The organism is Leifsonia sp. McL0607 (genome assembly GCF_049993355.1).
Taxonomy (GTDB): domain Bacteria; phylum Actinomycetota; class Actinomycetes; order Actinomycetales; family Microbacteriaceae; genus Leifsonia.
The window spans coordinates 3,147,826-3,171,644 of record NZ_CP188253.1 but is presented as its reverse complement, the minus strand read 5'-3'; the positions used below and the strand labels follow the sequence as shown (position 1 = coordinate 3,171,644).

At 66.7% G+C, this 23,819-nt stretch carries 26 protein-coding genes and 1 tRNA gene; 12 read left to right on the top strand and 15 right to left on the bottom strand.

Annotated elements, in window-relative coordinates:
- Positions 1 to 17: 17 nt before the first annotated feature.
- A complete protein-coding gene (gene thiL, locus ACPPVW_RS15365) occupies positions 18 to 1,013 on the bottom strand; it encodes a thiamine-phosphate kinase (RefSeq protein ID WP_426623950.1) in 996 nt (331 codons plus the stop codon).
- A gap of 26 nt (positions 1,014 to 1,039) precedes the next feature.
- Between thiL and ACPPVW_RS15360 the strand changes: the two genes are divergently transcribed.
- Positions 1,040 to 1,585 (top strand): DUF3515 family protein, encoded by a 546-nt coding sequence (locus ACPPVW_RS15360; RefSeq protein ID WP_426623949.1) that lies wholly within the window; start codon positions 1,040 to 1,042, stop codon positions 1,583 to 1,585.
- 80 nt (positions 1,586 to 1,665) lie between these two features.
- Here ACPPVW_RS15360 and ACPPVW_RS15355 read toward each other — a convergent pair whose 3' ends face one another.
- From ACPPVW_RS15355 to ACPPVW_RS15320, 8 genes are all read right to left on the bottom strand, one after another.
- Positions 1,666 to 2,760, bottom strand: coding sequence for a D-alanine--D-alanine ligase family protein (locus ACPPVW_RS15355; protein WP_426623948.1), 1,095 nt, complete (start codon positions 2,758 to 2,760; stop codon positions 1,666 to 1,668).
- Complete coding sequence (locus tag ACPPVW_RS15350; RefSeq protein WP_426623947.1) at positions 2,657 to 3,814, bottom strand: NAD(P)H-dependent glycerol-3-phosphate dehydrogenase; 1,158 nt, start codon at positions 3,812 to 3,814, stop codon at positions 2,657 to 2,659. The genes ACPPVW_RS15355 and ACPPVW_RS15350 overlap by 104 nt, the downstream gene beginning before the upstream one ends.
- Positions 3,807 to 4,628, bottom strand: a complete 822-nt coding sequence (locus ACPPVW_RS15345; RefSeq protein WP_426623946.1) for a lysophospholipid acyltransferase family protein — start codon at positions 4,626 to 4,628, stop codon at positions 3,807 to 3,809. The genes ACPPVW_RS15350 and ACPPVW_RS15345 overlap by 8 nt, the downstream gene beginning before the upstream one ends.
- Before the next feature lie 109 nt (positions 4,629 to 4,737).
- Positions 4,738 to 6,108 (bottom strand): UDP-N-acetylglucosamine 1-carboxyvinyltransferase, encoded by a 1,371-nt coding sequence (murA, locus tag ACPPVW_RS15340; protein WP_426623945.1) that lies wholly within the window; start codon positions 6,106 to 6,108, stop codon positions 4,738 to 4,740.
- A complete protein-coding gene (gene leuD / locus ACPPVW_RS15335) occupies positions 6,105 to 6,704 on the bottom strand; it encodes a 3-isopropylmalate dehydratase small subunit (RefSeq protein WP_426623944.1) in 600 nt (199 codons plus the stop codon). The genes murA and leuD overlap by 4 nt, the downstream gene beginning before the upstream one ends.
- Positions 6,704 to 8,245 (bottom strand): 3-isopropylmalate dehydratase large subunit, encoded by a 1,542-nt coding sequence (gene leuC, locus ACPPVW_RS15330; protein ID WP_426623943.1) that lies wholly within the window; start codon positions 8,243 to 8,245, stop codon positions 6,704 to 6,706. Before leuC ends, leuD begins: the two co-directional genes overlap by 1 nt.
- 193 nt (positions 8,246 to 8,438) lie before the next feature.
- Positions 8,439 to 9,170, bottom strand: coding sequence for a PP2C family protein-serine/threonine phosphatase (locus ACPPVW_RS15325; protein WP_426623942.1), 732 nt, complete (start codon positions 9,168 to 9,170; stop codon positions 8,439 to 8,441).
- On the bottom strand, positions 9,167 to 10,258 hold the full coding sequence (locus tag ACPPVW_RS15320; protein WP_426623941.1) for a TerC family protein: 1,092 nt from the start codon (positions 10,256 to 10,258) through the stop codon (positions 9,167 to 9,169). Before ACPPVW_RS15320 ends, ACPPVW_RS15325 begins: the two co-directional genes overlap by 4 nt.
- A gap of 185 nt (positions 10,259 to 10,443) precedes the next feature.
- On the opposite strand from ACPPVW_RS15320, the gene ACPPVW_RS15315 reads away from it, so the two are divergent.
- From ACPPVW_RS15315 to ACPPVW_RS15280, 8 genes are all read left to right on the top strand, one after another.
- Positions 10,444 to 10,656, top strand: a complete 213-nt coding sequence (locus tag ACPPVW_RS15315; protein ID WP_426623940.1) for a KTSC domain-containing protein — start codon at positions 10,444 to 10,446, stop codon at positions 10,654 to 10,656.
- 997 nt (positions 10,657 to 11,653) lie between these two features.
- Positions 11,654 to 11,905: an AAA family ATPase gene (locus tag ACPPVW_RS15310; RefSeq protein WP_426623939.1), complete on the top strand. Its 252-nt coding sequence runs from the start codon at positions 11,654 to 11,656 to the stop codon at positions 11,903 to 11,905.
- A gap of 39 nt (positions 11,906 to 11,944) precedes the next feature.
- Positions 11,945 to 13,137, top strand: a protein-coding gene (locus ACPPVW_RS15305) for an IS3 family transposase (RefSeq protein WP_426623938.1) whose coding sequence is annotated in 2 segments (ribosomal slippage) — positions 11,945 to 12,229 and positions 12,232 to 13,137 — 1,191 coding nt in all. Because the reading frame shifts where the segments join, the coding sequence is not laid out codon by codon here.
- Positions 13,138 to 13,299: 162 nt separating this feature from the next.
- Entirely contained in the window at positions 13,300 to 13,752 is a 453-nt protein-coding gene (locus tag ACPPVW_RS15300; protein WP_426623937.1) for an SAP domain-containing protein, read from the top strand.
- Between the two features lie 39 nt (positions 13,753 to 13,791).
- Positions 13,792 to 14,181 (top strand): IS5 family transposase, encoded by a 390-nt coding sequence (locus ACPPVW_RS15295; protein ID WP_426623936.1) that lies wholly within the window; start codon positions 13,792 to 13,794, stop codon positions 14,179 to 14,181.
- Entirely contained in the window at positions 14,144 to 14,590 is a 447-nt protein-coding gene (locus ACPPVW_RS15290) for an IS5 family transposase (RefSeq protein ID WP_426626321.1), read from the top strand. The genes ACPPVW_RS15295 and ACPPVW_RS15290 overlap by 38 nt, the downstream gene beginning before the upstream one ends.
- Before the next feature lie 49 nt (positions 14,591 to 14,639).
- A protein-coding gene (locus tag ACPPVW_RS15285) for an IS3 family transposase (RefSeq protein WP_426623935.1) occupies positions 14,640 to 15,928 on the top strand; the annotation gives its coding sequence in 2 pieces (ribosomal slippage) (positions 14,640 to 14,913 and positions 14,913 to 15,928; 1,290 coding nt in all).
- A 985-nt stretch (positions 15,929 to 16,913) separates the two neighbouring features.
- Positions 16,914 to 18,158, top strand: coding sequence for an IS256 family transposase (locus ACPPVW_RS15280; RefSeq protein WP_426623934.1), 1,245 nt, complete (start codon positions 16,914 to 16,916; stop codon positions 18,156 to 18,158).
- Between the two features lie 372 nt (positions 18,159 to 18,530).
- On the opposite strand, the gene ACPPVW_RS15275 is transcribed toward ACPPVW_RS15280, so the two are convergent.
- Positions 18,531 to 18,794 (bottom strand): type II toxin-antitoxin system RelE family toxin, encoded by a 264-nt coding sequence (locus ACPPVW_RS15275; protein ID WP_426623933.1) that lies wholly within the window; start codon positions 18,792 to 18,794, stop codon positions 18,531 to 18,533.
- Complete coding sequence (locus ACPPVW_RS15270) at positions 18,791 to 19,054, bottom strand: type II toxin-antitoxin system Phd/YefM family antitoxin (protein ID WP_426623932.1); 264 nt, start codon at positions 19,052 to 19,054, stop codon at positions 18,791 to 18,793. Before ACPPVW_RS15270 ends, ACPPVW_RS15275 begins: the two co-directional genes overlap by 4 nt.
- Positions 19,055 to 19,489: 435 nt before the next feature.
- Here ACPPVW_RS15270 and ACPPVW_RS15265 point away from each other — a divergent pair, with 435 nt between their 5' ends.
- Entirely contained in the window at positions 19,490 to 20,329 is an 840-nt protein-coding gene (locus ACPPVW_RS15265; RefSeq protein WP_426623931.1) for a tyrosine-type recombinase/integrase, read from the top strand.
- 16 nt (positions 20,330 to 20,345) lie between these two features.
- On the opposite strand, the gene ACPPVW_RS15260 is transcribed toward ACPPVW_RS15265, so the two are convergent.
- The 3 genes from ACPPVW_RS15260 to ACPPVW_RS15250 form a co-directional block, all read right to left on the bottom strand.
- Positions 20,346 to 20,421, bottom strand: a tRNA-Glu gene (locus tag ACPPVW_RS15260).
- Between the two features lie 82 nt (positions 20,422 to 20,503).
- Entirely contained in the window at positions 20,504 to 21,040 is a 537-nt protein-coding gene (locus ACPPVW_RS15255; RefSeq protein ID WP_426623930.1) for a hypothetical protein, read from the bottom strand.
- The gene (locus ACPPVW_RS15250; RefSeq protein ID WP_426623929.1) at positions 21,037 to 21,384 is read right to left on the bottom strand and encodes a diacylglycerol/lipid kinase family protein; all 348 of its coding nucleotides are present in this window, start codon (positions 21,382 to 21,384) and stop codon (positions 21,037 to 21,039) included. Before ACPPVW_RS15250 ends, ACPPVW_RS15255 begins: the two co-directional genes overlap by 4 nt.
- Positions 21,385 to 21,422: 38 nt before the next feature.
- On the opposite strand from ACPPVW_RS15250, the gene ACPPVW_RS15245 reads away from it, so the two are divergent.
- On the top strand, positions 21,423 to 22,061 hold the full coding sequence (locus ACPPVW_RS15245; RefSeq protein WP_426626320.1) for an MBL fold metallo-hydrolase: 639 nt from the start codon (positions 21,423 to 21,425) through the stop codon (positions 22,059 to 22,061).
- Positions 22,058 to 23,536 (top strand): cryptochrome/photolyase family protein, encoded by a 1,479-nt coding sequence (locus ACPPVW_RS15240; protein ID WP_426623928.1) that lies wholly within the window; start codon positions 22,058 to 22,060, stop codon positions 23,534 to 23,536. The genes ACPPVW_RS15245 and ACPPVW_RS15240 overlap by 4 nt, the downstream gene beginning before the upstream one ends.
- On the opposite strand, the gene ACPPVW_RS15235 is transcribed toward ACPPVW_RS15240, so the two are convergent.
- A complete protein-coding gene (locus ACPPVW_RS15235; protein ID WP_426623927.1) occupies positions 23,511 to 23,777 on the bottom strand; it encodes a hypothetical protein in 267 nt (88 codons plus the stop codon). The two genes, ACPPVW_RS15240 and ACPPVW_RS15235, sit on opposite strands and share 26 nt — an antisense overlap.
- Positions 23,778 to 23,819: the final 42 nt, after the last annotated feature.

Below are 23,819 nucleotides of genomic sequence, written 5' to 3'. Positions count from 1 at the left end.
CTCGCCCGCTGGCAGCGTCAGCCGGCAGCGCCGTCCCACTCGAGGTACGGGTCCCAGCCGCCGCGCTCATCGAAGAGGTGCCCGCCGACGAGGAGGCCGGCGCCCTCGCGCACGACGCCGACCGGACGGAACCCGCCGGGGAGCACGGTGCCCGACGGGAAGCAGGCGAGGAGGCCGTGGTCCTCTCCTCCGGTCAGCGCCGTGACCGGGTGGTCGCCGAGGGCGCCCGGGTCGATGTCGATGGCGACGCCGCTCGCCTCGGCGACGCGCCGCGCGTCGAGGGCGAGGCCGTCGCTCAGGTCGAGCATCGCCGTCGCGCCGGCGTCAGCCGCGAGCGGGCCGTCCGCTACGGGGGGCCGCGGCCGCAGCTGCGCGTCGATGAGTTCGGGATGCGCGGTCAGAACTCGGGCGAATGCGTCAGGGTCGGGCGTGCCGTCGGCGTCGACGGCCTCCGCGAACAGCAGCCCGAGGCCGGCCGCGGCCGCCCCGAGGCGGCCCGAGACGGCGACCACGTCGCCCGGGCGAGCCCCGCTGCGCAGAACAGGAGCGCGACCCTCCAGGTCGCCGAATGCCGTCACGGCGATGGTCAGCGTGTCGGAGACGGACAGATCGCCTCCCACGACGCCGCATCCGGGCGCCAGGGCGGCGCAGGCGGCGCGGAGGCCGTCGGCCAACGCCTCCAGGGAGGAGACAGGGAACGACTGCGGAGCGGCGATCGCGACGACCAACGCGGTCGGGACGGCGCCCATCGCGGCGACGTCGGACAGATTGGTCGCCCCGGCCTTCCAGCCGAGGTCCTCCGGTGACGACCACGCCAGCCGGAAGTCCGGGCCGTGCACCATCATGTCGGTCGTGACGACGTACCGGCCGTCGGGCGCCGCGAGCACGGCGGCGTCGTCACCCGGACCGACGAGGGTCGCCGCCGACTCCGGAAGCCGCGGGAAGATGCGCTTCAGCGCCTCCCGCTCGGACGCCGCCGCGACCGTGTCGGCCGGGCTCCCAGAATCCACCATGACTCCCAACGGTAGCCTGAATCGTGATGTCCGCACGCCGCTCCCCGCGCCAGGTCGCTCTCGCCGTCACGATCGCCGCCTCCGCCCTCGCCCTGGCGGGCTGCACGCCGACGGTCTCGCTCGATCCCGGCGCCGACGCGAACAATCCCGGCTGCGCCGAGATCTCGGTACGCCTGCCCGACTCGGTCACCGACAAGGACCGCCGGCAGACCGACGCGCAGGCGACGGGCGCGTGGGGGGACCCGGCCGCCGTGCTGCTGCGCTGCGGCGTCCCGCCACTCGGTCCGACGACCAAGCCGTGCGTCGACGTGAACGGCATCGATTGGGTGCTGATGTCCGACCCGGCCGCCAAGCAGGTCGTCTACCAGACGTTCGGCCGTACCCCGGCGACGGAGGTCGTCATCGACCACGTGTCGGGCGCGTCAGACGCGGCGGTGCTGCCGGAGTTCGCTTCCGCCATCGCGAGCGTGAAGCAGACGCAGAAGTGCCTGTCGACGCTCGACACGTCCCTCACGCCGCCGACGGCGACTCCCACGCCAACGCCCATCCTGCCACCCACGCCGACGCGCTGAGCCGCCAGCGACCCCGCATTCGCGGCGAATGTCGCGCATCGGGCGCGAGAGGCCTCATTCGGCGCGAATGACCAGGGAGATCACACCGCCCGCGCCAGCGCGACCTGGATGAGCTCGTCGATCAGGTCGGGGTACGACAGCCCCGACTCCTGCCAGCAGCGCGGGAACATCGAGATCGGCGTGAAGCCCGGCATGGTGTTGATCTCGTTGACGACGAAGCCCTCTGGCGTGAGGAAGAAGTCCACGCGAGCAAGGCCCTCGCCCCCGATCGCGTCGAACGCGCGCACGCTCAGATCGCGCATCTCGGCGAGCTCGGCGTCGGTCAGCGCCGCAGGGCAGACCAAGTCGATGCCCGGGGCGTCGAGGTACTTCGCCGCGAAGTCGTAGAAGTCCCGGCCGGTGATGACGACCTCGCCGGCGACGGAGGCGCGGGTCGGCTCGCCGAGGCGGCCTCCCAGAACGGCGATCTCCACCTCGCGACCGACCACGGACGATTCGATCAGCACGCGGTCGTCCTCGGCCAGCGCCGTCTCGATCGCGGCGGGGAGGTCGTCCCACGTCGACACCTTCGACACGCCGACACTCGACCCGGCGCGGGCGGGCTTCACGAACGCGGGGAGGCCGAGGGCCTCCGCAGCGGCGCGCACGGCGCCGGGCTCGGTGCGCCACTGGTACGCGGTCACGGTCTCCCACGGGGCGACGGGAATGCCGGCCTGCTGGAGCACGGTCTTGGTGAAGTGCTTGTCCATCCCGAGCGCGCTCGCGAGCACGCCGCTGCCGACGTACGGCAGGCCGACGAGCTCGAGCATGCCCTGCACGGTGCCGTCCTCGCCCCACGGGCCGTGCAGGATCGGGAACACGACGTCCACGACACCGAGCGACGAGCCGGTCCCGTCGGCGGCCACGACGGTCAGCTCGCGGGAGGCGACCGAGTCGGGCCACACGATGCGCGAGCCGTTGTCCTCCACCTCCGGGAGCGCCTCGGCGTTCAGCGCAAAATGGGCAGCGTCGTCCGGCTGCAGAGTGAACGCGCCTTCGTGGGTGATGCCGACGGGGATGACGTCGTACCGGTCACGATCGATCGCTGCCAGTACTCCCGCCGCCGTCGCGCAGCTGATCGAATGCTCGCTTGAGCGACCTCCAAACAGAAGTGCGACTACGACCTTGTCCGTCATCCGTTGTCCTTTCTCCCTGCGGTGCGTCTTCGTCGGTGGTGAGGTGCGGTGCGATGTCCTTCGGGTCGAGCGTGCCCGCGAGCACCTGACTCACCTGCCGGACGATCGGCATCTCCACCCCGCGCTCCTCGGCGAGCCGGAGGATCGGCGCCACCGACGCGAGTCCCTCCGCCGTCTGGTTCATCTGCTTCACCACGTCGTTGAAGCTGTAGCCCTGGCCGAGCAGGCGCCCGGCGGTGTTGTTGCGGCTGAGCGGCGACTCGCACGTCGCGATCAGGTCGCCGAGGCCGGCCAGCCCCGAGAGCGTCGGTGCCTCCGCCCCGTAGGCCACCGCGAAGTCGGTCATCTCGACCAGTCCGCGCGTGATGATGGACGCCTTCGTGTTCTCGCCGTAGCCGACACCGTCGACGATCCCGATCGCCACCGCGATCAGGTTCTTCAGGACGCCGCCGAACTCTGTGCCGATCACGTCGGTGTTCACGAAGCTGCGGAAGTACCGGTTGGTGGCGGCCATCGCCACCGCCTGCGCCGTCTCGAGACTGATCGACGACACCACGGCCGCGGTCGGCTGCTCTCGGGCGATCTCGAGCGCCAGGTTGGGGCCGGAGGCGACGGCGATGCGCTCCTCCTCGATCGGCAGGCCCTGCGCGATCACCTCGCTCATGCGCAGTCCGGTGCCCTTCTCGACGCCCTTCATCAGGCTGACCACGATGGTCGACTGCCCGAGATGCGGTGCAATCGCGTCGAGGTTCGACCGCAATGTCTGGCTCGGAATCGACACGAACACCTGCTCCGCGCCTTGCATCGCCTCGGCGAGGTGGGAGGTCGCGCGCAGAGTCCGGGGCAGGTTGATGCCCTCGAGATAGTCGCTGTTGCGCTTCACCTCGTTGATCTCCCGTGCGAGCTCCGGTCGCCGCGCCCAGAGCACGACCTCGTTGCCGCCGTCGGTGAGGATCTTGGCGAACGTCGTCCCCCAGCTCCCGGCGCCGAGAACGGCGATCCTGCGCGGAGGCGTGGTCGATCGTCTGGCCGCCTGGGCCTTCCTGTCAGCCATCGAAGCGGCCGGTCTCCTTCTGGTTGTGCGCCGACGGGTCCCAGCGGGCCTCCGGGGCCTTCTCGCCGCGCAGATCCGCCAGCAGCGCGGTGATCGCGTTCATGATGACGTCGGTCGCCTCGGTGAGCGTCGACTGGTCGAGGCTGCGGCCCCGGAACGCCGACAGGTCGACCGGGTCGCCGACTTTCACCTGGATGGTCTTGCGCGGGAAGAAGCTGACCTTCTTCGCGTAACGCGCCATGACCTGCTGCGTGCCCCAGTGCGCCATCGGGATGACGGGGATGTCGTGCTCCAGAGCCATCCGGGCGGCGCCGGTCTTGCCGCGCATCGGCCACATGTCGGGGTCGCGGGTGAGCGAACCCTCCGGGTAGATGACGACGACCTTGCCGTCTTCGATGATCTTCTGAGCGTCGTCGAGTGGGGCGGAGCCTCGGCCGGACCCGCCGCGCGCCACAGGCACCTGCCCCGACTTGCGCAGAAACCAACCGACGACCGGGACCCGGAACACGCTCTCTTTGGCCAGGAACCGCGGCAACCTGCCGAGCTTCCAGACCACCATGCCCATCATCACCGGGTCGATCTCGCTGTAATGGTTCGGCGAGATGATGTACGCGCCGTGCCGCGGCAGCTTCTCGGCGTCGGTGATCTTGAAGCGTGCGAGCAGGCTGGCGAGCGGGATGACGAGCACGGCCAGTACCCAGAAGATCGACGGCCGGCTCTTCTCGGACCGCTTCGAGCCAGGCTGCTGGCGCGACGCGGGCGGGGCGGAGCTCACCGGTTCTTCTGGATTCACGGGTTCTTCTGGAGGGGGCACCGTCCCATTATCGCGGGCCTCCTTCATATCCCTGCCATCACAGGCCGGCATGAGCTCAGCACCACCTCGCGATGAAGCCACAAGCCTCAGCAGACCGCGCCACGTGGCCTCAGCCCTCGAGGACGAAGTCCGCTCCGAGCAGCTGCAGCTTGGTGATGAACTTCTCGTACCCGCGGCTGATGATGCCGACGTTGCTGACGGTCGAGCGCCCCTCGGCGGTCAGAGCCGCGATGAGGTGGCTGAACCCGCCGCGCAGGTCGGGGATCTCGATGTCGGCGCCCTTCAGCTCGACCGGACCCATGATCACCGCGGAGTGGTTGAAGTTGCGCTGACCGAAGCGGCAGGCGTGACCGCCGAGGCACTCCTTGTGCACCTGGATCTTCGCGCCCATGTCGATGAGCGCGTCGACGAAGCCGAAGCGCTGCTCGTACACGGTCTCGTGGACGATGGAGACGCCGCTCGCCTTGGTCAGGGCGACGACCAGCGGCTGCTGCCAGTCGGTCATGAAGCCCGGGTGCACGTCCGTCTCGATGACGACCGGCTTGAGCTCGCCCCCCGGGTGGAAGAAGCGGATGCCGTCGTCGTGGATCTCGAACGCGCCACCGACCTTGCGGAAGACATTGAGGAAAGTGAGCATCTCGGGCTGGCGCGCGCCGGCGACGTAGATGTCGCCGTCTGTCGCGAGCGCGGCTGCGGCCCAGCTCGCGGCCTCATTGCGGTCGAAGAGCGCGGTATGGCTGTAGCCGACCAGTTTGTCGACACCCTCGATCCGGATCACGCGGTCGGTGTCGACGGAGATGACCGCGCCCATCTTCTGGAGCACATTGATGAGGTCCATGATCTCGGGCTCGATCGCCGCGCCCTTGAGCTCGGTGATCCCCTCCGCGCGGACGGCCGTGAGCAGCACCTGCTCGGTGGCGCCGACGCTCGGGTACGGGAGCTCGAGCTTCGCGCCGTGCAGGCCCTCCGGAGCCGACATGCGGATCCCGCTCGGCAGCTTCTCGACGACGGCGCCGAACTTGCGGAGCACCTCGAGGTGGTAGTCGATCGGCCGGTCACCGATGCGGCAGCCGCCGAGATCCGGGATGAACGCCTCTCCGAGCCGGTGCAGCAAGGGGCCGCAGAACAGGATCGGGATGCGGCTCGAGCCGGCGTGCGCGTCGATGTCGGCCATGTGGGCCGACTCCACAGCGCTCGGGTCGAGCAGCAGCTCGCCCTCCTCGGAACCGTCGGTCACCTTGACGCCGTGGACGTCGAGGAGGCCGCGGACGACACGGACGTCGCTGATGTTCGGCACGTTCCGCAGCACGCTCGGGCCTTCGCCCAGCAGGGCGGCGACCATGGCCTTCGTCACGAAGTTCTTGGCGCCGCGCACCTCGATGCGGCCCCGCAGAGGGATTCCGCCGTTGATGGTGATGCGGTCGGCCGTAAGGCCGACGTGAGCGCCGGCCGCCTGAGCGTCCTGAAGAAGAGAGTTCACATTTTCACCGGGAGGGTTTGGGGCCGCCAGCGTGCGCGGGCGGCTTCGAATTCGGAGATGCGCGCCTCATCGCGCAGGGTCAGGGCGATGTCGTCCAACCCTTCGAGCAAACGCCAGCGAGTGTAGTCGTCGATGTCGAATGACACCTGCACTTCGCCGACGGTCGCAGTCTTGGCAACCAGATCGACTGTCGCAGCTATTCCCGGGCTGGCCTCGATTGCCTCCCAGAGCCGCTCGGCGTCCTCCTCGGAGACGATGCCCGTGAGGAGGCCCTGCTTGCCCGAGTTTCCGCGGAAGATGTCTGCGAACCGCGGGCTCAGCACGACCCGGAAGCCGTAGTCGCGCAGGGCCCAAACGGCGTGCTCGCGGGAGGATCCCGTACCGAAGTCAGGGCCGGCGACGAGGACGCTGGCGCCCTGGTACGCCTCCTGGTTCAGGATGAACTCCGGGTCTTTGCGCCACTCGTGGAAGAGCGCGTCGTCGAAACCGGTCTTGGTCACGCGCTTGAGGAACACCGCGGGGATGATCTGGTCGGTGTCGACGTTGGACCGGCGGAACGGCACGGCCACGCCGGTGACGGTCTCGAACTTCTCCATCAGGCGCCCACCTTATCTCCCGTGCGGCCCGCGCCGTCCGGACTGTCCGCATCGTCGTGCTCGAGGTCCCACGGGCTCGAGAGCGTGCCGCGGATCGCCGTGGCGGCCGCGACGAGCGGCGACACCAGGTGCGTACGGCCGCCCTTGCCCTGCCTGCCCTCGAAGTTGCGGTTCGAGGTGGAGGCGCAGCGCTCCCCCGGCGCGAGCTGGTCGGGGTTCATGCCGAGGCACATCGAGCAGCCGGCGAACCGCCACTCGGCCCCGAAATCCTCGACGATCTTGTCGATGCCCTCGGCCTCGGCCTCGATGCGCACGCGCGCGCTGCCGGGGACGACCATCACGCGCACGCCGTCGGCCTTCTTGCGGCCCTTGATGACGGAGGCGAAGGCGCGGAGGTCCTCGATCCGGCTGTTCGTGCACGAGCCCATGAACACGGCGTCGACGGGGATGCTCTTCATCGGCGTCCCCGGCGTCAGGTCCATGTACTCGAGCGCGCGCTCGGCGGCGGCGCGGGAGTTGGGCTCGTCGATCGCCGCGGGGTCGGGGACGGCCTGGCTGAGCGAGACGCCCTGGCCCGGGTTCGTGCCCCAGGTGACGAACGGCTCGATCTCGCCGGCGTCGAGGTAGACCTCCGCGTCGAACACCGCGTCGTCGTCGGTCGCCAGCGTGTTCCAGTACGCGACGGCGTCGTCCCAGTCGGCTCCCTCCGGAGCGTGCGGACGGCCCTTCAGATAGGCGTACGTGGTCTCGTCCGGTGCGACCATGCCCGCACGGGCGCCGGCCTCGATCGACATGTTGCAGATCGTCATCCGGCCCTCCATCGAGAGCGCGCGGATGGCGCTGCCGCGGTACTCGAGCACATAGCCCTGCCCGCCGCCCGTGCCGATCTTCGCGATGACCGCCAGGATGATGTCCTTGGCCGTCACGCCGGGGCGCAACTCGCCCTCGACGGTGATGGCCATGGTCTTGAACGCCGTGAGCGGCAGTGTCTGCGTGGCGAGCACGTGCTCCACCTCGCTCGTGCCGATGCCGAAGGCCATGGCGCCGAACGCGCCGTGCGTGGAGGTGTGCGAGTCGCCGCAGACGACCGTGATGCCCGGCATGGTGAGGCCGAGCTGGGGGCCGACCACGTGCACGATGCCCTGCTCGACGTCGCCCAGCGAGTGCAGCCGGACGCCGAACTCCTCCGCGTTCTTGCGCAGCGTCTCGATCTGGGTTCGGCTGGTGAGGTCGGCGATCGGCCGGTCGATGCCGATGGTCGGCGTGTTGTGGTCCTCCGTGGCGATGGTGAGGTCGGGTCGGCGCACCGGCCGGCCGGCCATCCGCAGGCCGTCGAACGCCTGCGGGCTGGTGACCTCGTGGACCAGGTGGAGGTCGATGTAGATCAGATCGGGCGAGCCGTCGTCACCCTTCACGACCAGGTGGTCGCGCCAGACCTTCTCTGCCAGCGTCAGCGGCGTGCGCTGCGCCTGCGTGTCCACTGCCCGTGCGGGCTCGGACTGCGGGGCCGGCGACTCCGACCCGGGGAATTGCGTCGTCATCTCGGTGTACTCCTTGAGCTTTCGTTTACGGATCAGCCGTCGACGGACTCCGCGGCGAGGGTGGCCGTCATCCCGGATACCGAGAACTAGGACTCGCCGCGGCAGCTAAGGAGCAGACCCGCGAACACGAATTCAGAGTATCACCCGAGCGGGGGCCGGACCTGCAGACGCGCTCGCCGCGAGGCTCGACGACTCAGACCCGCGGACGGACGAACAGTACCGTGACGTTGTCGTGCCCACCCGCCGCCACGGCGGCCTCGACCAGCACGGCGGCGGGGTCGTTCGGGTCGCCGGCGAGGATCTCGGCGATCGTCTCGTCGCTCAACTCCCTGGTCAACCCGTCGGAGCAGACCAGGAAAGCCTGCACAACGCCGGCCGGGACGAATACTCTGTCGGTGTCGACGAAGTCCTCGGCGCCGAGGGCGCGCGTGATGACGTTGCGCTCGGGGTGCACCTCCGCCTGCTCCGGAGTGATGAGACCGGCGTCGACGAGCTCCTGGACCGCCGAGTGGTCGACGGTCAGGCGCTCCAGGCTGCGCCCGTCCCACGCGTAGACGCGCGAGTCGCCCACGTTGATCACCATCCACTCCTCCGCCGCCCGTTCGGGGACGCGAACGCGGACCACGCCGGCGAGCGTCGTCCCGGCGACAGCGGCGCCGGTCTCCTCCGCGTCGGAGAGCGCGCGCACGGCGGCGTTGGCCTCGTCGACGGCGGTGATCACCTCGTCGGGCGTCGGCGTGCTGCCTGCGGAGAGGGTGCGCGAGAGACTCTCGACCGCGGTGCGGCTCGCGACGTCGCCGCGCGCGTGGCCGCCCATTCCGTCCGCCACGACGAAGACCGGGTCCTGGGAGAGATAGCTGTCTTCGTTGACGTGCCGCACCGCCCCGATATCGCTGCGGGCGCTCACGTCGACGGCAGAAGTCATGTTCGGGGGTCCTCCGTGCCGTTCGTCCTCGGCGCAGCCTCGGCCGGAGCGGCCTCGACGGTCGTTTCATTCTCCGCAGCCTCGTCATCCCCGTGGATGGCGTCGGCGACGGTGCTGCCGCTGATGCGCAGCTTCACCAGACTAGCGACCGTGGCGACCGCCATGGCACCCACGATCACAGCGAGGGAGGTCCAGGTGCTGATGTCGGGCGCCCACTCGATGTGCTCGCCGCCGTTGATGAACGGCAGCTCGTTCTCGTGCATTGCGTGGAAGACGAGCTTGACGCCGATGAACGCGAGGATGAAAGCGATCCCGTACTTGAGGTACACCAGCTTCTCGAGCAGGTGGCCGAGGAGGAAGTACAGCTGACGCAGACCCATCAGCGCGAACACGTTGGCGGTGAACACGATGAACGGGCTCTGGGTGATCCCGAAGATCGCCGGAATCGAGTCGAGCGCGAACAGCAGGTCGGTCGTGCCGAGGGCGAGGAAGACGATGATCAGCGGCGTGAACATGCGCCGGCCCTTCACCGTTGTGCGCAGCTTGTTCCCCTCGTACTGGTCGGAGACCTTCAGCCGCTTTCGTGCGAAGCGGATGAACCAGCTGTCGCCCTCCCCCTCGTCGTCGTGATCGCCGAACGCCTGGTTGAAGGCTGTCCAGAGCAGGAACGCGCCGAAGATGTAGAAGATCCAGCTGAAACTCGCGATAAGGCTCGCGCCGAGCAGAATGAACACACCGCGGAAGATCAGCGCGAGGATGATGCCCACCATGAGCACTTCCTGCTGATACTTCCTGGGCACCGCGAACCGGCCCATGATGATGACGAACACGAACAGGTTGTCGATGCTCAGGCTGTACTCGGTCAGCCAGCCGGCGAGGAACTGTCCTGCGTGCTCCGCGTCGCCGATGAGGAGCATCAGCAGAGCGAAGATCAGCGCCAGCGCGATGTAGAACGACACCCAGAGCGCCGACTCCCTCGGGCTCGGGATGTGCGGCCGCTTGAAGACGATCAGGAGGTCGAAGGCGAGAACGAGCAGGAGGACGACGAAGCTGCCGACCTCGAACCAGAGGGGAAGCGCGAGTTCCAATCGAGAGGACCTTTCGAAGGGCGTGCAGGACGGACCCGAAAGTCTCTCCCACACCGTTTCGATGCCGCTGTGCCCGGGCCCGGACGGACCGTGATGACGTCCACAGCGCGGAGCCGTTCGACTCCTTCGGGATACTCCCCTTCGCAGACCTCCATGCTACCGGCTCGAGGAGTATTCTCCGGCCCATGCGACGGGTGAAATTCGACAGCACCGCGATTGTGTCGGCGGGATACGACCCGGAGACTGCGGTGCTGGAGATCGAGTTCACCAGTGGAGGCGTCTACCGCTACCGACTGGTCCCACCGCACGTGTGGCGCGAGCTGCGCGAGGCCGAGTCGGCAGGGCGGTACTTCGGCGAGCGGATCCGCGACCGGTTTCCGGAGGAATGGGTGCCGTGATGCGCCGGGCCGTGCCTTCGGCGACATGCAGAAACCCCTCCGAAACGACTGTTCGGAGGGGTTTCGGTGGTTGGTGACCCCCGCGGGATTTGAACCCGCGTTACCGCCGTGAGAGGGCGAAACACACCCGCGATTCTTCAGCGAACAAGACCGTAATCCCAGTAAACCAGCGGAACTGAGAACACACCCAATCAGGCAGATCACAACAAAACTCGTCGAGTTGTTGCCATTTTGTTGCCATTTCGGGTCGGCGCCTGGGTCGGCGCCGTCCCGTAAGCATGTCGGCCGATTGCCCAACGCCTTCCGCTTCTTTGGCTGCCCGACAGCCGATGGTGGCGCATTGAGCGACCGCGTCAAGGGCGCTGCGCGTCGCTCCGCAATGCAGCTAAGCTGCACCCTTGACGCGGTCGCTCAAGGCGCGATGATGCTGTGTGCGGGCAACCGAAGGAACGACTCCGCGAACGACTCCCCCAATCCTCCAGAGGATGCACCAGCGAACGAGCCGCGGTGACGGGATCCATCCTCAGCATCGAAGCTTTTTAGCGTCGCCACCCGCAAGCAAGAAGCTCAGCGCGGCCTAGGACTTCGTCCCCGGCAGGAAGCAGTCCGGATTGGCTGCTGCAGTTCGGAGAACTCGTGCGGCTGGACCGCACCGCAGCAAGTGGGTCTTCCAGACGATCAGCGGCGCCAGAAGGGCGTTGCGTTGCCCGGTGAGATCTTGGGCATTGGTGTAGACGCGGACGTAACTGATGAGGATGATTCGGACGGTAGCGTTTGAGGCACCATCACCGGGCATATTCGCGGTCGGGTCTTACGGGAATCGTGCGCCCGCAACAATGCTTGATCCGCCGAGAACGGATCGGGCGGCTTGGGCGTCCCGTTGATCGACCGGCTATCGGGCAGGTAGAAGAGCCTCCGTTGGGGATCGCGCCGATGATGCCGATCGTCGAGGGCGCGGCTAAATTGATGCTCGTCACAGCAGACGTCTGGGGGAACGATGAAGCTCACGAGCGTATCTATTGCCGGCTTTCGGTCGGTCGAGTCGATGGTTGATTTGCAGGTCGGGTCGCCGACCGTATTGGCCGGACACAACGACGCGGGCAAGACCGCGATCATCGACGCAATCTCGTTCCTGCTCGGGTCACTCAAGTTGGACGACTCGGATCGCACTTACGTTCGTGGTGACCTCGAGGACGACCTCAGCGGGGACTTGTTGCATGGGTCTGCTGCACGGATAGGTGACATCTGATCTGGCTTGTCCGAGTGGACAGCCTGGAAGGATGGCATCGTGCCCAAGCCCTATCCCACCGAGTTCCGTGACGACGTCGTGCGTGTCGCGCGGGGTCGTGAACCTGGAGTGACGATCGAGCAGATCGCGAAAGACTTCGGTGTCCACCCGATGACGTTGCAGAAGTGGCTGCGCCGCGCCGCGGTCGATGAGGGGACCAAGCCCGGCCAGGCGGGCAGCGAGTCTGCCGAGAATCGCGAGCTGCGCAAGCGGGTCCGGTTGCTGGAGCAGGAGAACGAGGTCCTGCGGCGGGCGGCGGCGTATCTGTCGCAGGCGAACCTGCCGGGAAAAGGCTCTACCCGCTCGTGAATGAGCTCGCTGGAGCGGGGATCCCCGTGACGGTGACGTGCCGGGTGCTCAAGCTCTCTCGTCAGCCGTACTACCGATGGCTGGCGAACCCCATCACCGATAGCGAGGTGACCGAGGCGTGTCGGGCGAACGCGTTGTTCGACGCGCATCGGGATGACCCCGAGTTCGGGCACCGGCTGCCGGCCGACGAGGCGCGTGACGTCGGGCAGGCGATGGCGGATCGGACTGCGTGGCGGATCGCGTCGGCCAATGGTTGGTGGAGTGCTTTCGGGAAGAAGCGGGGCAAGAATGGCAAGAAGCCCGGCCCAGCCGTCCACGATGATCTCTGCACCGTCACGGACGAGGACGGGCGACTCCGGCACGAGTTCACCGCCAACGGGCCGAACCAGCTCTGGCTGACCGACATCACGGAACACAAGACCGGCGAGGGCAAGCTCTACCTCTGCGCGATCAAGGACGTGTTCGGCAACAAGATCGTCGGCTACTCCATCGACTCCAGAATGAAGTCGAGCCTGGCCGTCAACGCACTCAACAACGCCGTCGCGATGCGCGACGACGTTGCCGGCGACGTAGTCCACAGCGATCGCGGGTCGCAATTTCGAAGCCGGAAGTTTCTGCGCGCCCTGACCCGACACCGCATGGTCGGATCAATGGGCAGAGTCGCCTCCTGCGGCGACAACGCCGCAATGGAAAGCTTCTTCAGCCTCTTGCAAAAGAACGTCCTCAACCACCGCGCCTGGACCACCCGCGAGCAGCTGCGCATCGCGATCGTGACCTGGATCGAACGGACCTACCACCGCCGCCGACGACAGGCCGCGCTCGGCCGTTTGACCCCGGTCGAATTCGAGGTCATCATGAACACGCCCGTCGCACTGGCGGCGTGACTAGAAACTGTCACCTATCCGTGCAGCAGACCCCATCGTGTTGACGAGACATGGGTTGAGGGAAGCTTCGAGCTGCGAGACGACGAGGCAGACCTTGGGTCGTCGCCGCTTCGTGTGCGCCGTCTTCATCGGAACGGATCTACGTCGCTCGAGGTACTAAAGATGGTGCCCGCCAATCACAGCCTCCGGGACTACGCCACAGCGAAGGTCGATGTGATGAAAGACCGCCTGGCAGGACTTGGTTTGCCGACGGATGGTTACAAGGGTGACCTCGTCGCTCGGCTGGACGAGGCTGCTGCGGCCGCCGGCAAAGTTGAGATGTGGACCTCAGCTGACACCGCGCTAGACCGTGCACTCCCTGCCGGACAACGGTTCGATGCGGCCAGCGCAGTAAACGCAGAGACGGCTATTCAGTCGACCCTGCAGACGGCTTATCGCGCACACCTGGAGTCCGAGGATTTGCAGGGCGACGTGCGCGGTATTGAGAAGCAGATCGAGCAGAAGCTGGTCCGGGACGCGGAAGAAATCCGTGACCACATAATGCGGACGGTGCGCGACATTGGTGAAGTTTCAATCCGGCCTACTGTCAGCCTGACAAGTGCTAGGGCGTGTTGATAAACACTTTTGGGGGTTCGTTGGGCGAGGCTTGATGTTGTGTCGCGTGATGTGATCTCGGATGAGGTGTGGGCGGTGATCGGGCCGCTGTTTCCGAAGGCTGCGGCCACGGGGCGGCCTCCGGTTGACCCACGTCGGGTCGTGGAGGCCACGGCGTGGCGGTATCGCACCGGGGCGCCGTGGCGGGATCTGCCGGAACGGTTCGGCAAGTGGAATACCGTCTACAAGGTCTTCGACCGGTGGGCCAAGGCGGGCGTGTGGGCGAAGGTCCTTGAGCGTGTCCAGGCGATGGCGCACGCTTCGGGCGAGTTGGACTGGGTGGCCTCGATCGACTCCACGATCGTGCGGGTGCACCAGCACGGCGCCACGCTGCCACGCCCAAAAAAGGGCACTGTCGAACTACACGAAATTCGCCACGGAGCCAGCTGATCACGCGATCGGCCGTTCCCGCGGGGGGCTGACGACCAAGTCTCACCTGGTCTGCGACGGCAAAGGCCGGGTCCTGGCGTTCGTGCTCACTGGCGGGCAGGTAGCCGACACGATCATGCTCCCGGCCGCCCTCGGCGAGATCCGGGTGCCCACCGCCGGACGGCCCCGGCTGCGGCCGGAGCGGGTACTGGCCGACAAGGGCTACCCCTCCAAGGCCAACCGGGCCTGGCTGCGGCAACGGCAGATCGCCTCAACGATCCCCGAACGAGACGACCAGATCGCCCACCGCCGCAAGAAGCCCGGCCGGCCCATCGACTTCGGGCCCGTCCAGCGTGAACGCTACCGCCGACGCAACGTCGTCGAACGCTGCTTCAACCGCCTCAAGCAATGGCGCGGCCTCGCAATGTGAACCGTCCCAGGTTTGGTGCCGTTTCCTTTCGAGTTGAAAGGATGGCGTCATGCCGAAGAAGATCGATCCCGAGGTTCGCGAGCGGGCTGTGAGGCTGGTGCTTGAGCATCGGGCGGAGTACCCGTCGACGGCGAAGGCGATTGCCGCCGTCGCCCGCCAGGAGTGTGTTGGGTCGGAGTCCCTGCGCCGGTGGGTGCTTCAAGCCGAGATCGACGCGGGCCGCCGTGACGGTCAGACCAGCGAGGAACATGCTGAGATCCGCCGGTTGAAGGCGGAGAACAAGCGGCTGCGTGAGGACGTCGCGATCCTGAAAGCAGCGGCAACTTTCTTCGCGGGGGAACTCGACCCCCGCAACCGCTGATGATGGTCTTCATCGACCAGATGAGGGCCGAGGGGCATGCGGTCGAGTCGATCATCCGCGTCCTGCGGGAGCAGGGCGTGCAGATCGCCGCGCGCACCTACCGGGCTTGGCGGCGGGGCCGCGTCTCGGCCCGGACGATCACCGACGCGATGGTCGAAGGCGCGGTCCGTGATGCTGCCTGGCGCATCGAGGTGCTGCCCGATGGGACCACGCGGCGCTGGATGTCACCGGAGGGGCTGTATGGGCGGAAGAAGATGACCGCGCTGATCCGACGCACCGCGATCAGCGATGCGTCCCGCGGTGCGGTGGACCGGGCGATGCGGGTCCTCGGGCTGTCGGGCATCACCCGCGCGAAGGCGATCCGCACCACGATCCAGGCCAAGGATGGGGTCCGTGCCGGGGATCTGCTGAACCGGGACTTCACCGCGCCGCGGCCGGATCACACCTGGGTTACCGACTTCACCTACGTGCGCACCTGGGCGGGCTGGGTGTACGTCGCGTTCATCCTCGACGTGTTCTCGCAACGCATCGTGGCCTGGCACGCGCAGACCAGCAAGCACGTGGATCTCGTGATGATCCCGCTGCGGATGGCGTTGTGGGAACGCGACCGCCAGGGACGCCCGGTCACGCCCGGCCAGCTGATCCATCACAGCGATGCGGGGTCCCAGTACACATCGATTGTGCTGACCGATCACCTCGCGCTCGAGCAGATCGCGCCCTCGATCGGGACGGTCGGCGACGCCTACGATAACGCGCTGATGGAGACGATCAACGGACTTTACAAAGCCGAGTGCGTGCGCACCACGATCTTCCACGACAGCCCGCACAAGACGATCGCGGACGTCGAGTTCGCGACCGCCGGCTGGGTCGACTGGTACAACCACCGCAGGCTCCACGGTAGCCTCGGAATGGTCAGCCCCGACGAGTTCGAGGCTGCCTACTACGCGGCCCTCAGACCAGAGCCGCTCCCCACATAGAAGCGGCGGAGAACCTGGGACGGTTCACTGCTTTTATCTCGGCGATCCTAATGAAGTCGAGGACGTCTTCCCTGACGAGCAGTGGGCGTCAGTCGCCAACGAGATTTGGCAACGCGACGGCGAGGAGGCGCCCTCCAACGTTTGGCTGGCGGGCGACTTTGCGGCGCACCGTGGCGAAGGCAAGAAGTTCAGCAGCCGCGTTCATGACATGTTGCGCAAGGAATCTACAACGGGACCGAAGGGCAAGCCCGACATGATGCTCTCGCTGGTGTTGCGTCTCAAGGCGAAGTCTGGCGTGCCTGAGGCACTTGTCGACATTTTCGAGCAGCTCACGCTCCGAGCGCGATAACTCTACGTACCCGCATCCGAGCGAGTCGCTGCGCAACGGTGGGGGTGATCCAACCGTGTCCGCCTACCGATCGAACCCAAATGTATCCGTGGCCCGCGCGCTCAGCGCCACACCACCGACATCCGTCCGGGGTCGGCGGCCCCTCATGACGCCGTCTCACCATCGCAGTCGACACGTCCCCACCCCTTCCGTCGTCATGTTGATGACAACAGCAACCTCTGACACTTGTCAACAAGCTGAAATACGCAGGCCGTCGTCGCTGGACGCCGGCCAGCATCGCCAGGGTTCTCGGTGCCCGGATAGGGATCGGCTACCGGGACGGCTTGCGCCTTGCCAACGGATACGGTCCCACGTACTCCACGGTCAACTTCGGCCAGAGGAAGCGGGCCTGAAGTCATGCCTGGCTCTGGTCGACCTGTTCACCTCGGCCGAGATCGGAATGTATGTCGGCGATCCGAACCATCGGGCACGATTCGCGCAGAAGCTTCCCGAGGACAACCGGCGTCCTGGCCTGGGTCGCGTCCCGGGTGGTGGTGTAGTTTCCCGGTTCTGGGCGTCGCGCTGTCGACGTGGAGAGCCATCGTGGGATGGTCAGTGAGAACCGATCAAAGTTACTCACGAAGGACACAAACCACGATGGCTCTAGACCAGTCTGCCCTGCTTGATCTGCTTGCTCAACTGAAGCTGACCGATGTTACCGACCGGGTCCGTTCCGCGACTGAGGCTCTCTACCAGGAACTGATCGACGCGGAAGCGACCGCGTTCATCGGTGCGGGCCCGTTCGAGCGCTCTGCCGAACGCACCACCCAGCGCAATGGCACGAGGCCGCGGACGTTGACCACGACCGCTGGGGATCTGGATTTGAAGATCCCGAAGCTGCGTCAGGGAACGTTCTTCCCGGCGCTGTTGGAGCGGCGCCGTCGGGTTGATCAGGCATTGTTCGCGGTCGTGATGGAGGCGTATCTGCATGGGGTGTCGACCCGTAAGGTCGATGATCTCGTCAAAGCGCTCGGCGCGGACAGCGGCATCTCCAAGTCGGAAGTGTCGCGGATCTGCGCCGGCTTGGACGCGGAAGTCGCCACCTTCCGTGACCGAGACCTTGCAAGCCTGCAGTTCCCGTATGTGTTCCTCGACGCCACCTACTGCAAAGCCCGCGTGAACCACCGCATCGTCTCCCAAGCCGTCGTCGTCGCCGTCGGTGTTGCCGCGGACGGGCGCCGAGAGGTCCTCGGCTTCGATGTCGGCGACAGCGAGAACGAAGGCTTCTGGGCGGCGTTCCTGCGTTCGTTGAAGGCCCGCGGCCTTTCCGGGGTGCACCTGGTCATCTCGGATGCGCACACGGGACTGAAGAAGGCAATCGGCACTGTCTTCCAGGACGCATCGTGGCAGCGCTGCCGGGTGCACTTCATGCGTAACGTGCTCTCGATCGTGCCCAAGGGCTCGCAGGACATGGTGGCCTCGATCATTCGCACGATCTTCGCCCAACCCAACGCCGAGCACGTGTTCACCCAGTTCGATGAGGTGACCCGCATGCTCACCCGCTCCCACCCGAAGGTCGCCGCCATGCTCGAGGATGCCAAGGACAACGTTCTCGCGTTCACGGGGTTCCCGCAGAGGCATTGGCGACAGATCTGGTCCACGAACCCGTTAGAACGGGTGAACAAGGAAATCAAACGACGCACCGACGTCGTCGGCGTGTTCCCCACCCCCGCCGCCCTGCTGCGCCTGGCCGGGTCGGTTCTGATCGAACAACACGATGAATGGGAAGCCAGCGACCGCCGCTACTTCTCCGAAGCCTCCATGCTCGAGCTGAAGACCATGAACACACCCACCGACACGATCGAGGAGGTGAAACCCCTGCCCGAACTCACCGCCGCCTAAACTAGAACAACTGACCCACACGGTGGTCGAGAAACTCCACCACACAACGGGACGTGACCCCTGGCCTGGTCGCAGTTGAGCGAGTCGGGACAACTCCGCCCGTCCCTGAACCTGCGCTGCGAAGGCGGTTGGATGCGGTCGGAGAAGCCAAGGGTAAGCAAGAGACGACAACCAAAGAGAAGTAGTCGAAACAAGAACGATGGAGACCAACCGAAAAGCGGGCCGAGGACAAGGAGGCCGACGATTGAAGAAGAGATAGATCGAAAGCTAATGCACGCAGGCACTCTTTCGAGTGGGAGGAAAAGTCCCCAGAAAATCAAGGATCCCTTGTAAACCTGGTTGCACCCCCGAAGCACGCCTACCGTGGGCCGATTATCGACTCTCGTAGACGTCGCGCCGGTGGCCGGCGCGGACCACGGTGATCGTGAGTTCGTCGTCGAATACGTCGTAGATGATCCGGTAGTCGCCTGCGCGGACCCGCCAAGCTATCTCCTCTCCGACGAGCTTTCGCGCGCCATGCGGACGAGGGTCTTCGGCCAATCCTTCGATGAGCTGGAGGATGCGTTCGCGGGCCGGGCGCGGAAGCTTCTTGATCTGTCGTGCAGCTGCCGTCGTGAAGTCGATCCTGTATGTCACGAATCGAGGTCGCTACGCAGTTCGTCCAAGCTCACGCGGCCGCCGTCGTCTTCAGCCTTGGCCTTGCGGTAGGCCTCGACATCCTGGGCCATCTCAAATGCCTCGAGTGCTTCGAGATCAGCCACGCTGACCACCACGGCAGCGAGCTTGCCATTGCGCGTTACTCCAACGCGCTCGCCGCCGTACATTGCGCGTCCGAGCACGTCCGCCAAATGACCGCGCAGCTCGCGCGCCGAGACCTCGCTGGTGAGTGTGTCCATGTGCCAATTCTAGCGCTTAAGGACGTTGTGTACGCAATGTACCTTTTGTCATTTGCGCGCCGATTTTGTGTCAGAGGAGCAATTCATAGTTGAGAGGGGTTTGTTATGGGAAGCATCGAAGCATACGAGACAACCAAAGGTCGGCGGTATCGCGTGCTCTACCGACGGCCGGATCACCCGCAGACCTCGAAGCGTGGATTCCGGACCAAGTTCGACGCCCAAATCTTTCTGGCGACGGTCGAAGTGGACAAAGCCACCGGCCGGTATGTCGACCCCGCCAAGAGCCGAACCACCGTTTCGAACTGGATGACGCGTTGGCTAGCGACCAGGCCTGACCTTCGAGCGACAACGCGAACCCGCGTCGAGGGGATCATCGCCAATTAAATTGAGCCAGAACTCGGACGGATCCCGATCGGCCATCTGAGCCGGCTCAACGTGCAGGAGTGGGCTGCCGAACTGCCCGGCTCCCCCGAGACCATCAGAAAGGTCGTCAACGTGCTCAGCGGGGCTCTGCAGCTCGCTGTGGACGACGGGCGTCGCCCGGTCAACCCAGCGGTCAAACTGAAACTTCCGAAGCGCGTACGCACCATCAAGCGGTACCTCACGCACGATCAAGTCGCTGCGCTCGCACAGTCCGTTGGAGATCGTTCAAAGGGCTCATACTACGGCTACGACGTCCTGGTCCTCACACTTGCCTATTGCGGGCTGCGCTGGGGAGAGCTCTCCGGACTCCGAGTGCGTGATCTCGACCTCCCGCGACGAAGGCTGATTGTTCAGCAGACGGTTGTCGCCGACAAGGGCTACCAGCGCGTGGAGCCACCAAAGAACTATGAGCACCGCTCCATCCCGATCCCGAGATTTCTCGTTGACGCGTTGCGGGCGCAAACGAGAGGTCGCAGCGGCGACGATCCGGTGTTCTATGGCAGCCGGACCAAGATCTGGCTCCGCAACCATACGTTCAGAAATGGCTGGTTCGATCCCGCCGCCGCAGAGATCGGCCTTGAGGGATTGACCCCACACGAGCTGCGACACACCGCCGCTTCACTCGCCGTCTCCGCTGGCGCCAACGTCAAAGCGGTGCACCGGATGCTCGGGCACGCGTCTGCCAGCATCACCCTCGATGTCTATGCGGACCTCTTCGACGATGACCTGGACGCTGTTGCGATCGCTCTAGATCGCGCAGCGATGAAATCAAGTGTTGCCAAAGTGTTGCCACGCAGCCGATTTGAAAGTCCTCCGACAACGAAACAAAAAAGCCCGGACACCAGTGATTGACTGGCATCCGGGCTGTTGGTGACCCCAGCGGGATTTGAACCCGCGTTACCGCCGTGAGAGGGCGACGTCCTAGGCCGCTAGACGATGGGGCCGTCTTGCAACTCATCGATAATGCCACAGATGCTCGCGTACCTCCAAAACGAGCGGGTGATCCCGGGAGTGTCGTGCTGCCGTTCAGGCGAGCACGCGGAGGGCGCCGGGGACGACCGAGATCTCGACTGGCAAAGGCCCGATCCGCTCGCCGTCGGCGTACGCGATCACGCCGCCCGCCTCGATGCGCACCGTGCTCAGTCCGCGGAAGGAGACCTCCGGGAGCCCGGTGTGCTCGCCACGGAACACTTTCGGGAAGAGCCGCAGGAAGCACGGGCGCGACATCGCCGTCACGATGAAGTGGTCGAAGGGGCCGTCATCGAGCTCGGCGTGCGGCACGATGCGCATCCCACCGCCGAGGGATCGGTTGTTGGCGACCGAGACCAGCATCGCGTCCGTCGCGATCTGCTCGCCGTCGGCCACGATCCGGTACGGGCGGGCGCGCAGGGTCGTCAGCTCGCGGAGCAGGGCGAGCACGTATCTGCTGCGGCCGCGCGGACGGGTCATCAGGTTGGCTCGCTCGTTCACCGTCGCGTCGAACCCGGCCGACAGCACGCCGCCGAACCACGTGCTGAGTTCGCCGTGCTGCTCCCCGTGCCGGATGAGACCGGCATCGATCACGCGCGGGCGGCCTCGCTGTCGTCCGTCGGGATGCCCAGGCCGTCCGCGAGGTCGTTGCCCGTGCCGCTCGGGACGATCCCGAGCGGTATGTCGGTCTGGGCGACGATGTTGATGCCGAGGTTCGCCATCCCGTCTCCCCCGACGACGACCAGGGCGTCCGCCCCGGCCTCCACGGCTCGTGCCGTCTCCCGTCGCAGCAGCTCGATGTTGGCCTGGTCCACCGCGATCGCGGTGTGCCCGGCGGCACGCAATCGTTCGACGACCCGGGGTCCGACATCGCGGCGCCGGCCGAACGACGCCATCGGGTTGACTGCGACCACCACGGAGCGAGGGGTGACAGGCATAGACCATGACTATGACACAGCTGGAGGATGATGAGGCCATGAGACTCACCAAGTTCGAACACGCCGCACTGCTGCTCGAAGACTCCGGCATGCGGTTGTTCCTGGATCCCGGATCGTTCGCCTCGCCGCTGACGGAAACGGCCGACACGGCCGCCGTGGTGATCTCGCACGAGCACGCCGACCACTGGACTCCCGAGCAACTGAACCGCATCCTCGAGCTGAACCCCGACGTTCCGATCTTCGCGCCGGAGGGCGTGGCCCGCGCCGCCGCCGACTTCGACATCACCGTCGTCCACGCCGGCGACACGGTCGAGGCCGGCCCGTTCACCCTCCGCTTCTTCGGCGGGCGGCACGCCGTCATCCACGAGAGCATCCCGGTCGTCGACAACGTGGGTGTGCTCATCAACGACGAGCTGTATTACGCGGGAGACTCGTTCGTCATCCCTGAAGGTGTCGAGATCGACGTCCTAGCCGTCCCCGCCGGCGCACCCTGGATGAAGGTCGCGGAGACGATCGACTATGTGCTCGCGACCAAGCCGAAGCGCAGCTTCCCCACCCACGAGATGTTGCTCTCGCGGGCGGGCAAGGATCTGTCGAACGTGCGCATCGGGTGGGCGACCGAGCAGGGCGGCGGTGAGTTCTTCGCGCTCGAGCCGGGCGACACGCTCGACCTGTGAGCAGCGCCCGACCCGTCAGCGGCGCCCGACCCGTCAGCGGCGCCCGACCCGTCAGCGGCGCCCGACCTGTCAGCGGTGATCGACCTGTCAGCGGTGATCGGCGGCCGGCGGTCGTCTGGTTCTGCGACGACCTCCGGGTCGCCGACAACCCCGCGCTCGACGCCGCCGCGCGCAGCGGCAGGCCGGTGCTGTGCGTCTACCTCTGGGACGACGTCTCCCCCGGCCTGCGGCCACCCGGCGGCGCCGCCCGCTGGTGGCTGCATCACAGCCTCGTCGCTCTCGACGCGGAGCTCCGCGAGCGCGGGGCGCGGCTCCTGGTGCGTCGCGGAGCGGCCGAGACCCAGCTGCAGGCTCTCACCTCCGAGGTCGACGCGGCCGCGCTCTTCTGGAACCGTCGCTACGGCGGCGTCGAGCGCAGGCTCGACGCCATGGTGAAGTCGGCGGCGCGGGAGGCCGGGATCGACGCCCAGAGCTTCGGGGCGAACCTGCTCTTCGAGCCGTGGACGATCCGCACCCGCTCCGGCACAGCCTTCTCAGTGTTCACTCCGTTCTGGAGGGCCTGTCTGTCGTCGGCGACGCCGCGGAAGCCCCTCGCCGCTCCCGACGACCTGCGCGCGGCGGTACGCCCGGACGGCCTGCGCATCGACGACCTCGCGCTGCTGCCCACCCGTCCCGACTGGGCGGGAGGCCTCCGCGACACCTGGGAGCCGGGCGAGCGAGCGGCGCATACCGACCTGACGAGCTTCGTCGCCGACGAGCTCGCGCGCTATCGGGAGGACCGCGATGCGCCGGGGATCGACGCCACCTCGCGGCTGTCACCGCGGTTGCGCTGGGGAGAGCTCAGCCCCCACCAGGTCTGGCATGCCGTCTCCACCGCCCGCGACCGCGACCGCGGGCTCGCCGACAGTGCAGCCGTCTTCCTCTCCGAGCTCGGCTGGCGCGAGTTCGCGGTCCACACGCTCTTCGAGCATCCTGACCTCGCCACCGTCAACATCCACCGCCAGTACGACTCCTTCCCGTGGCCGCGTCTGCACCCGACCGTGCTGAGCGCCTGGCAGCAGGGTCGCACGGGCATCCCGCTCGTGGACGCGGGGATGCGCGAACTGTGGACGACGGGCACTATGCACAATCGGGTGCGGATGGTCACCGCGTCGTTCCTCACGAAGAACCTGCTGATCGACTGGCGCCGCGGCGAGCAGTGGTTCTGGGACACCCTGGTCGATGCCGACCCGGCCAGCAACCCGTTCAATTGGCAGTGGGTCGCCGGCTCCGGCGCGGACGCCGCACCGTACTTCCGCGTCTTCAACCCCGAACTGCAGCGCACGAAATTCGATCCGCACGGCGACTACGTGCGCCGCTGGGTGCCGGAGCGGGACAGCGACGACTACCCGGAGCCGGTCGTCGACCTCGCCGAGACCCGCCACGCGGCCCTCGCCGCCTACGACACTGTTAAGAGGTCGGCTCAGCGCGCGTGATCGGCGAGGATCTGATCCACGTCGATCTCCTGCAGGAGGGCGGGCCAGTCCAGCTCACGCGCGACCCCTCGTCGGCCAGCACCTTGCCGCTGCGCTCCACGAGGATGCCCGACGGCAGCATGCGGTTCAGCTCGGCCAGGATGGCATCGTCCACCGCCTCCGTGTCGAAATCGGCCCCGACCTGGGCGTAGTAGTCCGACAAGAGCGTGTAAGAGACGATTCCGGCTTCGATGCGGCTCATGTCCGGCATCGTAGTCCCCGCACTCCGCCGCGAGTCGTCCCG